The organism is Paenibacillus sp. 1011MAR3C5 (assembly GCF_003591485.1).
Taxonomy (GTDB): Bacteria; Bacillota; Bacilli; order Paenibacillales; family Paenibacillaceae; genus Pristimantibacillus.
The window spans coordinates 1-11,788 of sequence record NZ_QZCF01000005.1 but is presented as its reverse complement, the minus strand read 5'-3'; the positions used below and the strand labels follow the sequence as shown (position 1 = coordinate 11,788).

Below are 11,788 nucleotides of genomic sequence, written 5' to 3'. Positions count from 1 at the left end.
TCTTCCCTTAAGTTGTCAGCCGTCTTGCTCTACTAGATTGTCTCTTTCAAGCTGCGTCTTTCGCTCAGCCCATCTTGCATTCTCGCTTACTCTGGAAGAAAATCGTTCGTGAACGCCTTCTCCGCTTCCAGTTCCGACTCCAGCAAGCCGCGCTCATACATCCAGTCGGCATAATTTTTCCATACGCTCAGCTTCTGCTCGCCCCAGCGCGGAGCGTCATCCTGGTAGCGCGGGCTCAGCCACTTCTGGCTCGCTCTGACCAGCTCCGGATTAAGGTCCGGCTCAGCCTGAATCAGAATTTCCGCTGCGTCCTCCGGATTGTCGATCGTATATTGGTAGCCTGCCGCTGCACCCGCCGTGAATGCCTTGACCAGCTCCGGCTGCTTCGATACCAGCTCTTCGCTCGTCACGAGGACCGGCGTGTAGTAGTCCAGCTTGTCGCTATAGTCGGTCAAATAAACCATATTGATTTCTTCGCCGCGCAGCTCCGACTCTACACCTGTCCAGGCGTAGTAGATCCACGCAAAATCGATGTCGCGTTTGACGGCCGTGAAGAAGTCGCTGTCGCCAATGCTCATAATGTCGACTTTGCCGACATCCGCGCCTTCCTCGCGCATGATGGAATCGATAACCGCTTCCTCCACAGGAGCGCCCCAGCCGCCATAGCGCATGCCTTCGAACTTCTTCGGCGAATCGATGCCCTTCTCCTTCGGCGATGCAAAGCCCGATGTGTTATGCTGAATGACCGCCGCGACGGACACAAGCGGCACGCCCGCAATGCGAGCCATTGTGACGGACTCCTGATAGCTCACGCCGAATTGCACATTGCCGGAAGCGACCATTTTGTCCGCGCCGTCCTGGCCTGGTTGAATAATCTCGACATCGAGGCCTTGATCCTTGAAGAAGCCCTTATCCCTGGCAACGTACAGCCCTGTATGATTCGTATTCGGCGACCAGTCCAGCACGACCTGCACCTTCTGCAGCTGCTTGTCTCCTTCGCTTCCGCCTTCATCGGTATTTTTGTTCTTCGCTCCCCCATTGCCGCCTCCGCATGCGGCAAGCGCCACCGTCATCGCGAGTATCGCGAGCGCTAGGCTCCAACGCTTCTTTTTGCTGCTGTACATGGTGTTTCCCCTCTCCTCTTGCTCTCTTCTTTGTCCATTGACGTCGGCCTTGTCCGGTCCCTGCGCGTGAATAAAAGAAAGACGCCTTCCAGAAATGGAAGACGTCGTGTTGTCGGCTAGTTTCTTCACTTCCCCCGCAAACTTCCACCGCTACAAAACCACAAGGTTTCATAGTGAAGGTCTCGCGAAAGAAGCATAGCTTCAATTCCTACGCCGGCATTATCCGGATCAGGTATACGGGTCGGAACGCAATCATTCCCTCTCAGCCGGACAATCCAGCTCCCCAGAGCGTATTCGGTTACGTCAATTACGTATCCATTATAGCAAACTCCGATCAGAATGCCAGACTTTTTTTCCCTTATGTGCTCTGCGCCCCGCCAAGCGCCGCGCCGCGGTACTTCTTCCTGATCCCCATCACCAGCATGGCGAGCGGCAGCGCGACCTGGAAGAACGGCGCAATCTTCAGCGTGATGTCCAGTCCGACCCAGATATGATAGGTGTTGTTCGGCTCCAGGAAAGAAGCGGCATAGATGAGGATGCCGATAGGGAATACAAGCGCGCGGTAAGACCAGCCCGTTGCCTCGCTCGCCATCAGAATAGAGGCAATATACAGCGTTGCAATTTTCACAAATAGTCCGATGAATAGCAGGAGCGTCACCACGACATCCAGCCGTTCCAGGAAATTGGCGAGCCTGACAAGCTGCACCACATGAAGCAGCGGCAGCGCAGTCAGCTCCGCCAGCTCCGGTCCCAGCACGCACAGGATAAGTGCGTTCATGAATACCAGAAAGATCGAGACGCCGATCTGAGACCAGTACGTTACTTTGCTGATCGACTTCTTCTCGCTCACATGGCCGAACAGCACGAGAAAGACGACCATCTGCGCAAAAGGAAACGACAGCAGATTGGGGAATGCCGCTTTTAGAATCGGCATCGGCCCGTTCTCCATGATCGGCAGCAGCTGGTTAAACTTGACCAGACCGCTGAAGAAAACCAGCAGGATGACGACAAAATAGCTGAATAGGACAACAGGGAACAGCAGCTGTATAATGCGGACAAGCACCTCGATCCCTTTGCTTGCCGTATAAACGGCCACCGCCAGAATGAGAAGCATGATAATCCATTTGGGCGTAAAGTTGAGCAGCGCCATCGTTGTCAGCTCTCCTACGTCACGGACGTTCCGCATCGATTCATAGGCGAGCCAGAACGCATGGACAATCGCAACGAAGCCGCCGATATAGCGGCCAAAATGGTATTTGTACAGATCCCCGAGTCCGGCGTTCGGAGCGCGTTTATGAATGCTGAGATAAATGACAGTCAGCAGCAGCCCGGCGGCGGCCGCGACCAGCATGGCGATCCAGGCATCCTGCTTCGCCGTGATGCCTAGCTCGAAGAGCGGCGTGCTGCCAATCAGAAATACAATAATGAGAATCGCCAGCTGATACTTGCCGAACTGCTGCTGTTGCTGCTGCATCACTACTTCCCCTCCTTCGCAATCAAGACGTATGGCGCGGTTTACGGTCCCGGCTTCTTCTGCGCTTCCTTGAAGCTTTTGCCGCTCATGCCCGTAGAGCTTAGCTTCATGTTCACGTTCAGTTCAATCTCCATAAGTGGAAACTCTTCCTTCCAACGGCTCTCTATGGCTTTCCAAGCCTTGGGATGCTCTTTATAAATGTGCGTGCCGAAGCCGAGCACATCCGTCTTGTGCTTGCGGACTGCTTCCCAGCCACCGGTCACAATCGAAGCAATCCTCTCTTCGATAAGCCGCTCGACCTCCCACACTTCCCCCGGCTTCATCAAGTCGCCGCCGCAATCGTATTCGAGCAACGTGCCTTGCGCCGCGATATCCACCTTCATCACCCATTTGCCATCCCGCTGCAGCGGCTTCACCTTCGTAGAGGAGTGAAGGATTCGCGCCGAGGAGCCCTCCCTGCCCTTGCCTCCGACGGAGCAGGCGAACGCAACCGTTGACTTATCCACATGATCCGTCAGCCACATGACGCCTTTGCTCTGTTCGTCGCTAATCCACCCTACGAGCTTGTCCCCATAGACGAGGCCAAGCTCGCTGAGCCGCAGCTTGGATGGCGTCGAGGTCTGGCTCAGCATCTCGACCCTATCCGTACTCTCCCCGGAGCCAGCTAGCGCAAGCCCCGGTATGCTCGTCGCCTTCGTATGTCCAAGCAAATCCATAAGCACGTGATGAATCGTCATCTGCCTGTAGGACGAGCTGTTCATCTCTTCATTGACGATCATCCGCTGAATGGCTGCTCCCGGAATCTGCTCCAGCGGAATTAGCTGCTCCAGCATCAGCCGAGCCTTTCCTTTGGAGAGAAACACATCGACCGTCTCCCGGGAATCATGATTGCGGAGGTAAGCCTCCAGAAGCGGTCCGAACCCTTTCCTCGCTGCTTCCTGACCGATAATAACAATCTGATTATGCGAGAAATACAGCCGCCTGGACGACTCCTGACTCGCCTTGCTGATCGCAATGCGGAAGTTGTCTCCTGTCGAGGAGAACACGTTCACCGCAGCCGTCCGCCCGCCGCCTGCTTGCCCGGAAATCGCCTTGGGGATGACAACTTGATTGGTCAGCACCCACTTCCCGTTCTCCCAATCCACCCCCGTTGCGGATATGATCGCAATATCATTCAGCTCGACTCTGTTCCAGCAGCCCGTCTGGAGCAGAAGCAGCGAGCCTAACAGCAGAAGCCGAATCGCTTTCATCCCGTCCGCCTCCTGTCAAGGTTTTCCCGAATGGCGCTGGGCGGGAGGCTTTCTCCCATTGCCCTGTCGCTTCGGATTACGCAGCTTCATATCTAGCGGACGCAGTACAATCGACCACCATGGCACACGGACGAATACATCCCGCCATAAGCCGTTGTTCTTGGCTCCCGGAGCAATCGGCGACATATACGGAACCCCGAAGGAGCGCAGCGACGCCAGATGAACCAGTACGAACAGTACGGAGATAAAGATGCCGAAGAAGCCCAGCATGCCCGCCATAATCATAATGCCGAAACGGATAATGCGGGAGGTCGCCGCCATATTGTTCTCCGGCATCACAAAGTTGGAGATTGCCGTGAACGATACGACGATGACCATCCCTGCGGAGACGATGCCCGCTTGCACCGCCGACTGCCCAAGAACGAGCGCTCCAACAATGGAAATCGCCGGACCGATTGCTCGCGGCATGCGAAGCCCCGCTTCCCGAAGCACCTCGAAGGTCATCTCCATAAGCAGCGCTTCGACAAGTCCGGGGAAGGGCACGCCTTCCCGCTGCGCAGCAAGGCTGATCAGCAGCGTCGTCGGCAGCATCTCCTGATGAAACGTAGTCACCGCAATGTACAGAGCGGGAAACAACATGGACACAACGTACGCCACGTAGCGGATTATGCGAACAAACGAAGCGATATCATACCGCTGGTAGTAGTCTTCCGGAGACTGGAAAAAGCTGAAGAACGTCGTCGGAGCGACCAGTGCGATAGGCGTCCCGTCGACGAGAACGGCCACCCTGCCCTCCAGCAGCCCTGCTGCGATAGAATCCGGCCGCTCCGAGTTCAGCAGCGTCGGGAACATCGTGAACGTCTCGTCCTGAATGAACTCCTCGATGTACCCGCTCTCCAATATGCCGTCGAGATTGATCGCTGCAAGCCTTCGATACACTTCCTTCACAATGCCTTGATCCGCAATCCCATGAAGATACAGCACGGCGACGTTGGAATGCGTCTGCGTACCGATCTTATGAGTCTGCACATGCAGATCGGGTGAGCGGATAATTCGTCTGATCAAGCTGATATTCGTACCCAGCTCCTCCACGAAACCTCGCTGCGGCCCCCGAATGACGGTCTGTGTCTGCGGGATGCCAATCGCTCTCTCCTTGGCACCGCCCACCGCAGCCATTAGCGCAACCGTGCTTCCATCAACGAGGATCAAGCACCAGCCATCCGTCATCTGCTGGATTCCTTCCTCCAGCGCCACGGCTTCCTTCACGCCGCCTACGGACACAACGCTTGAGCGCAGCGCCTCCACCAGCCGGTCGCTTTTGCTCTCCATATGGGGCGGCAGCTTCATCGACATCAAGGGAGCCAGCAGGCTTTCGTTAATCACATCCGAGTCAACGAGTCCCTCGATATACAGCAGCCCCAGCTCCCTCTCCGGCGCGGCATCGCTCCGGAACAAGCGCACGACCAGATCGCTGCTTCCGCCGAACCGGGCATTCACGGCTTGAACGTTCGCCCGCAGCGAGGGACTAAGCGGCGTCAATGCTGTTTTTTTCGTTTGTGTCATGTCGCACCCTCTGTTTCCAAGTTGCCTCTATTTTGGCTCGATTCCCCTTGGAATATGTATGTAACCAACTTCGTCGCGGGCTAATACAATGTACTGACGAAAAAGCAAGAACCGAGAGGGAAAGGTTGTGACAGCTTGAACAGCATCAGCTTGTGCATGATCGTCCGCAATGAAGAAGACAGCCTGGGGCGCTGTCTGGCATCCGTCAAGGATGCGGTGGACGAGATCGTTATCGTAGATACCGGCTCGACAGACAAAACCAAAGAAATTGCGGCTTCGTTCGGAGCCGTTATTTATGATTTTGAATGGATCGACAACTTCGCGGCGGCCCGCAACTACAGCTTCGAGCAGGCGACCAAAACGTTCATCCTGTGGCTGGATGCCGATGACGTGATTGAGCCGGAGGATCTCGCCCGCCTGAAGGCGCTGAAGGAGAAGGAAGAGCTTTCGTATGACAGCGTCACGATGAACTACAATCTGACTTTTGACCATAACGGCAATCCCGTCTTCAGCCTGAGAAGAAACCGCCTGGTCCGCCGCAGCCGCGGCTTCCGCTGGATCGGTCCCGTGCACGAATACCTGGCCGTATCGGGCTATACCTACCATAGCGATATCGCGGTGACGCACCGGAAAGAGCGGCGTCATACCGACCGCAATCTCCGCATCTACTTAAAACGTCTGGAGGGCGGTGAGGAGTTCTCGCCACGCGACCAGTATTATTTCGCCAATGAGCTTCGCGATCATGCCCGCCTTCAGGAAGCTGCCGACTGGTACGAGAAGTTTCTGGTATCGGGACTTGGCTGGGTGGAGGACGAGATCGCGGCCTGCATGAAGCAAGCGGATTGCTACGGACGGCTGGGACAGCCGGATGGGCAGATCTCGTCGCTGCTGCGCACGCTGAACTACGACGTTCCCCGTGCCGAATTTTGCTGCCAGCTCGGAGCTGTCTTCCTGGAGAAGCAACGTTACCAGCAGGCCATCTACTGGTTCACGCAGGCGACGCGGCTGGAGAAGCCGAAGGATATGATGGGCTCCACGGACAATGCCACATGGACCTGGCTGCCCCATCTGCAGTTGACCGTATGCTACGACCGGCTCGGCGACCGCGACAAGGCGATCGAGCATCATCGCATCGCCCGGAGCTACAATCCGAAGCATCCCAGCATTGTGTACAACGAGAAGTTTTTCAGCAGCTTGAAGAGCTGATTACTCATGCAAGCCCAAAAAGCGGCGTCCTCCCTTCTACAGGAAGACGCCGCTTTTTGATATTAGTACGCGCCAGAAAGCGCTTCTTGCCATTCCGGGTTCCCATCCAGCTCATCGATCTGCTGAAACCTTGCGATGCCAAAATCGGCCAAGCTTCCTTTAAAGAAAAATACAACCTGATAATCTCTTGGCTCGCCCTGCTCCTCAATCGTCAGCGTCACTCTTCCGACCGGCGAGCTGTCATCATTCTGTACCCTCAAATTTTTATACGAAACAGCGTGAACCCCTTGTTCCCTCAAATCCTGGACTCTCTTGATCCAGGCCGTGCCGGCCCCGCTCCGCTCCCAATTGTCGGTACCATCCTCTTCGTCAAAGTACATATTCTTCGCAGCAGCTTCAAGGCTTCCGGCTGTAAGATTGCTAAAAAAGGAATGCGCGACATATCGGCCATATAGCACATCCCAGTTATTCAATCCGGCAACAAGGATAAAAAATAAAATCATGGCCCCGACAAGCGTTCTTTTTAAAACAAGTCTCATTTCGCAACCTCGCTTCAGCCGATCCGCGAACCCGCAGCCGTCCGGCTCATTCTTGCTCGCTTCCTATCCTTAATTATACTCCTCTGAATTGCCAATACAAATTTGTGAAGTTAACGATCAAAGCCTGTAGAATGCGCCTTAACGGCTGCGTGTCGCGCAAAACCTCTCTATTGCAGAAGGGACGCCGCTTTCGCGTCATTGTCAATAATAACCACTTAAAAAAAGATAGCACACGATCGTATGTTCTGTATATAATAAGCATATCCTATAGAGAACGTACATTCGCATTTTCATTATAAAGGGATAGGGAGGCAACAGGCATGGCTCGCGACAGAGTAATCATGCTGGCCGACTGCCAATCATTCTACGCCTCCGTCGAGAAGGCGGAGCATCCGGAATACCGCGACCGGCCGCTCGTCGTAGCGGGCGACCCGAAGCGTCGCTCCGGCATCATATTGGCAGCCTGCCCCATCGCCAAGGAATACGGCGTGACAACGGCCGAGAGGCTGGGCGATTCGCTCGCCAAGTGCCCGGACCTGGTCATCGTGCAGCCGCGCATGGCGCTGTATATTGACATTTCACTCATGATTACACGCATTTATCAATCGTACACCGACCTCGTCGAGCCCTATTCGGTCGACGAGCAATTTCTGGACGTGACGGGCTCCCTCCACCTGTACGGTTCCGCCGAAGAGCTGGCCGCGCTCATCCAGAAGCGCATCCAGGAGGAGACGGGCATCCACACCCGCTTCGGCATCGGGCCGAACAAAATTCTAGCGAAGACGGCCTGCGACAATTACGCCAAGAAGAACGACTCAGGCGTCTACACGCTTACACCCGATAAGCTCGCCACGACGCTGTGGACACTGCCCGTAGCGAAGATGTTCATGGCAGGAAGCCGCATGACCCGGCACTTCAACGCGATGGGGCTGGAGACGATCGGTCAGCTCGCCGCCACCCCGCTAGAGAAGCTGAAGACGCTTATGCGCCGCAAATTCGGCCGTAACTCCGATATTAACGCGGAGCTGTACTGGCGGATCGCGAACGGCCTGGACGACAGCCCCGTTACGCCGGGCACGCATGAGACGCCCCCGACGACGATCGGACACATGATGACCCTCCCGCGGGACTACGGAAGCCTGGAGGAGATCAAGGTCGTGCTGCTGGAGCTGACCGAGCTTGTCTGCCAGCGCTGCCGCAGCAAGGGATATATGGGGCATGTCGTGTCGGTCGCCTGCATGGGCGCGGATTACAGCAAGCCAAGCGGCTTCAGCCGCCAGATGAAGATGGACGATCCAACCAGCGTGACGAACCAGGTATACAGATATGCCGTCCAGCTGCTGAAGCGGCATTGGGATGGACTTCCCGTCCGCAAGGTAGGCGTCAGCCTGTCCCAGTTCGCCGCGGACGACGAATACCAGCTCTCGCTGTTCGAGACGACGGACCGTGAGAAGTGGATGGCGCTGGAGAAGGCGACGGACGCCATCAAGCGCAAGTACGGCGATGCAAGCATCATTAGGGCGGTCTCGGCCACCGAGGGTGTCGGCCAAGCGAAGGACCGCTCCAGAAAGATCGGAGGGCATTACAAATGAGAAAAAAGCTTGAAGGCAACGGACTATGGGAATCCAGCCGCATGATGCTGCCGGAGCACAAGGCGGCGATCAACGACCATTCGGAATCACTCAAGCGCCGCACACGCATCGAGCTCGACGAACAAGAGTGGGAGCATGTATCGCGGGTCGTCTCGGAATCGCTGCTCAGGCGGCAGCCTATCGCTGTGCGGCTGTTCCACCCCTTCGAGCGGCTGACCGTCATCGGCATCGTCGACCGCATCGACGAGTTGAGGGGCCGCTTTATGGTCGACGGCGAGTGGTTCCCGATCGGAGACATCGAAGGGGCCGCGCTGGAGGGGCTGTAAGGCCATTGGTCGACTGTGGGACGTTAGGGGTGACAACTTGCTTTAAGAGGTTACCTATGCGTAGTTTTTAGAACTTTTATGGCAGACTCATGGAGTAAACCAGACCATGTCTGGATGGATAAATAAAGCGCTCGTTCTGGGGCTACATTAACCCGGACTTGCGCTTTTTGCTTCATCCACGGCCCACTTGAACAAGTTGTGAGCAGCGAAAACCCCCAAAACCCTCTTCCCCAGACTTACCTAGGGTAAGCCGCGAAGTAAAGAAATGAGCAGAAATACATATAATCCTGCCCAGTTAAAGATGCGTTTTATCGCCTAACTCTACAGAAACCCATGCAGATCAGGCGAAGATTACACAACGGAAGCAACCATCTATTTTAAAATCTAATTGGATATGAACATGAAACATACAGCCAATCGACTCATGATCCGTAGCGGTTTGTCCATGATTGTATGCTTAATTCTGCCTGCTGTACTCTATCATTCACACACTCATATCTATTTTAGTTGTCATAAAATACAAAATGGTTGCGAAATTTGATTTTAGGACAATGTTGCGAGGAGGTGTCAAAAATTTCACACATGGCAAAAGAAAAAAAATTCAAGAAAGCAATTGATTCCATATATATTGAAGATATCAAGGAAATGGAATTTAAATATTTTAACAGAGACAAACTGAAGTTATCATTCGATGAAGATGAGGACGAAGAAGATGAACGGGAGGAAATGCTTGAACGTTTTTTGGAAAATGTCAATTGGAAACGAGTTAAAAGGATTGAAATCGAGCTGAATAACGGAACAAAAATTGAAATCAAATTTGATGATGTTGATGACTGCCATCATCGTCACCATCACCATGGTAAACGTGGCCCGACAGGCGCGACGGGCGCAACTGGAGCAACAGGTGTGAAAGGCGCTACGGGTGCGGCAGGTGCGACGGGCGCTACAGGCGCAACAGGCGCAACAGGTGAAACGGGTGCGACAGGCGCAACAGGTGAAACAGGTGAAACGGGCGCGACAGGGGCAACAGGTGATACGGGTGCGACGGGCGCAACGGGGGCAACAGGTGCGGCAGGTGCGACGGGTGCAACGGGTGCGACAGGCGCTACAGGCGCAACGGGGGCAACAGGTGTGGCAGGTGCGACGGGTGTGGCAGGCCCAACGGGCCCGACAGGGGCTGACGGGGCAACAGGTGCCGCTGGTCCAACAGGTCCCACGGGGGCTGATGGCGCAACAGGGGCAACGGGGGCAACAGGCCCAACGGGTCCAACAGGGGCAACAGGCCCAACGGGTCCGACAGGGGCTGACGGTGCCACGGGGCCAACGGGCCCGACAGGGGCTGACGGCGCAACAGGGGCAACGGGGGCAACAGGAGCGACAGGACCAACAGGTGCTGACGGTGCAACCGGTGCAACCGGCCCGACAGGGGCTGATGGCGCAACCGGCCCAACGGGCCCGACAGGGGCTGATGGCGCAACCGGCCCAACGGGATCGACAGGTGCTGATGGCGCAACCGGCCCAACGGGACCGACAGGTGCTGACGGCGCAACAGGAGCGACAGGACCAATAGGTGCTGACGGTGCGACGGGTGCAACGGGGCCAACAGGTCCCACGGGGGCTGATGGCGCAACAGGGGCAACGGGGCTAACAGGTCCAACAGGAGCAGACGGTGCAACAGGTGCAACCGGCCCAACGGGCCCGACAGGGGCTGACGGCGCAACAGGTGCAACGGGTGCAACAGGAGCGACAGGACCAACAGGTGCTGACGGTGCGACGGGTGCAACGGGGCCAACAGGAGCGACAGGACCGACAGGTGCTGACGGTGCCACGGGGTCAACAGGTCCCACGGGGGCTGATGGCGCAACAGGGGCAACGGGGCTAACAGGTCCAACAGGTGCTGACGGCGCAACAGGTCCCACGGGGCCAACAGGAGCGACAGGACCAACAGGCGCTGACGGTGCAACAGGTCCCACGGGGCCTACAGGAGCGACAGGACCAACAGGCGCTGACGGTGCAACAGGTCCCACGGGGCCAACAGGTCTAACAGGAGCAGATGGTGCAACCGGCCCGACAGGGGCTGACGGTGCAACAGGTCCCACGGGCCCGACAGGGGCTGACGGGGCAACGGGTGCAACCGGCCCAACGGGCCCGACAGGGGCTGACGGTGCCACGGGTGCAACAGGCCCAACGGGCTCGACAGGTGTTGACGGTGCAACAGGTCCCACGGGGCCAACAGGAGCAGACGGCGCAACCGGCCCAACGGGCCCGACAGGGGCTGACGGTGCAACCGGCCCAACGGGTCCGACAGGGGCTGACGGTGCAACAGGTCCCACGGGTGCAACAGGCCCAACGGGCTCGACAGGTGTTGACGGTGCAACAGGTCCCACGGGGCCAACAGGTCTAACAGGAGCAGACGGTGCAACAGGTCCCACGGGGCCAACAGGAGCAGACGGTGCAACAGGCCCAACGGGCCCGACAGGGGCTGACGGTGCAACGGGTGCAACGGGTGCAACAGGCCCAACGGGCTCGACAGGTGTTGACGGTGCAACAGGTCCAACGGGGCCAACAGGTCCAACAGGAGCAGACGGTGCAACAGGTCCAACGGGGCCAACAGGTGCAGCCGGTGCAACAGGCCCAACGGGCCCGACAGGGGCTGACGGTGCAACCGGCCCAACGGGTCCGACAGGGGCTGACGGTGCAACAGGTCCCACGGG

9 protein-coding genes and 1 riboswitch are annotated in these 11,788 nt (G+C 56.8%); of the genes, 4 read left to right on the top strand and 5 right to left on the bottom strand.

What is annotated here, in order from left to right:
• Nucleotides 1-86: 86 nt before the first annotated feature.
• The 4 genes from D3P07_RS15955 to D3P07_RS15940 all read right to left on the bottom strand — a co-directional run bounded on the left by D3P07_RS15955 (nt 87) and on the right by D3P07_RS15940 (nt 5,411).
• Nucleotides 87-1,124 carry an ABC transporter substrate-binding protein gene (locus tag D3P07_RS15955; RefSeq protein ID WP_119801247.1) on the bottom strand — a complete coding sequence of 346 codons (1,038 nt, stop codon included), beginning with the start codon at nt 1,122-1,124 and terminating at the stop codon, nt 87-89.
• Nucleotides 1,125-1,311: 187 nt separating this feature from the next.
• Nucleotides 1,312-1,420: riboswitch (TPP riboswitch) on the bottom strand.
• A gap of 62 nt (nt 1,421-1,482) precedes the next feature.
• Nucleotides 1,483-2,598 (bottom strand): GerAB/ArcD/ProY family transporter, encoded by a 1,116-nt coding sequence (locus D3P07_RS15950; RefSeq protein WP_119801246.1) that lies wholly within the window; start codon nt 2,596-2,598, stop codon nt 1,483-1,485.
• A gap of 41 nt (nt 2,599-2,639) precedes the next feature.
• Nucleotides 2,640-3,848, bottom strand: a complete 1,209-nt coding sequence (locus D3P07_RS15945; RefSeq protein ID WP_119801245.1) for a Ger(x)C family spore germination protein — start codon at nt 3,846-3,848, stop codon at nt 2,640-2,642.
• Nucleotides 3,849-3,863: 15 nt separating this feature from the next.
• Nucleotides 3,864-5,411 carry a spore germination protein gene (locus D3P07_RS15940; protein ID WP_119801244.1) on the bottom strand — a complete coding sequence of 516 codons (1,548 nt, stop codon included), beginning with the start codon at nt 5,409-5,411 and terminating at the stop codon, nt 3,864-3,866.
• A gap of 135 nt (nt 5,412-5,546) precedes the next feature.
• Between D3P07_RS15940 and D3P07_RS15935 the strand changes: the two genes are divergently transcribed.
• Nucleotides 5,547-6,617, top strand: coding sequence for a glycosyltransferase (locus D3P07_RS15935; RefSeq protein WP_119801243.1), 1,071 nt, complete (start codon nt 5,547-5,549; stop codon nt 6,615-6,617).
• A gap of 62 nt (nt 6,618-6,679) precedes the next feature.
• Here the strand turns inward: D3P07_RS15935 and D3P07_RS15930 are convergent, their stop codons facing one another.
• On the bottom strand, nt 6,680-7,156 hold the full coding sequence (locus tag D3P07_RS15930; protein WP_119801242.1) for a hypothetical protein: 477 nt from the start codon (nt 7,154-7,156) through the stop codon (nt 6,680-6,682).
• 320 nt (nt 7,157-7,476) lie between these two features.
• Between D3P07_RS15930 and D3P07_RS15925 the strand changes: the two genes are divergently transcribed.
• From D3P07_RS15925 to D3P07_RS15915, 3 genes are all read left to right on the top strand, one after another.
• Nucleotides 7,477-8,748, top strand: a complete 1,272-nt coding sequence (locus D3P07_RS15925) for a DNA polymerase IV (RefSeq protein WP_119801241.1) — start codon at nt 7,477-7,479, stop codon at nt 8,746-8,748.
• Nucleotides 8,745-9,074 (top strand): YolD-like family protein, encoded by a 330-nt coding sequence (locus D3P07_RS15920; protein ID WP_119801240.1) that lies wholly within the window; start codon nt 8,745-8,747, stop codon nt 9,072-9,074. The genes D3P07_RS15925 and D3P07_RS15920 overlap by 4 nt, the downstream gene beginning before the upstream one ends.
• A 726-nt stretch (nt 9,075-9,800) precedes the next feature.
• A partial coding sequence (locus D3P07_RS15915) for a collagen-like domain-containing protein (protein ID WP_220482029.1) occupies nt 9,801-11,788 on the top strand: 1,988 nt, incomplete at its 3' end.

Bases quoted from the DNA above. Each gene is read 5' to 3' on its own strand.
- D3P07_RS15925 (WP_119801241.1), top strand. From the start codon at position 7,477: ATGGCTCGCGACAGAGTAATCATGCTGGCCGACTGCCAATCATTCTAC.
- D3P07_RS15930 (WP_119801242.1), bottom strand. From the start codon at position 7,156: ATGAGACTTGTTTTAAAAAGAACGCTTGTCGGGGCCATGATTTTATTT.
- D3P07_RS15945 (WP_119801245.1), bottom strand. From the start codon at position 3,848: ATGAAAGCGATTCGGCTTCTGCTGTTAGGCTCGCTGCTTCTGCTCCAG.
- D3P07_RS15950 (WP_119801246.1), bottom strand. From the start codon at position 2,598: ATGCAGCAGCAACAGCAGCAGTTCGGCAAGTATCAGCTGGCGATTCTC.
- D3P07_RS15955 (WP_119801247.1), bottom strand. From the start codon at position 1,124: ATGTACAGCAGCAAAAAGAAGCGTTGGAGCCTAGCGCTCGCGATACTC.
- D3P07_RS15920 (WP_119801240.1), top strand. From the start codon at position 8,745: ATGAGAAAAAAGCTTGAAGGCAACGGACTATGGGAATCCAGCCGCATG.
- D3P07_RS15940 (WP_119801244.1), bottom strand. From the start codon at position 5,411: ATGACACAAACGAAAAAAACAGCATTGACGCCGCTTAGTCCCTCGCTG.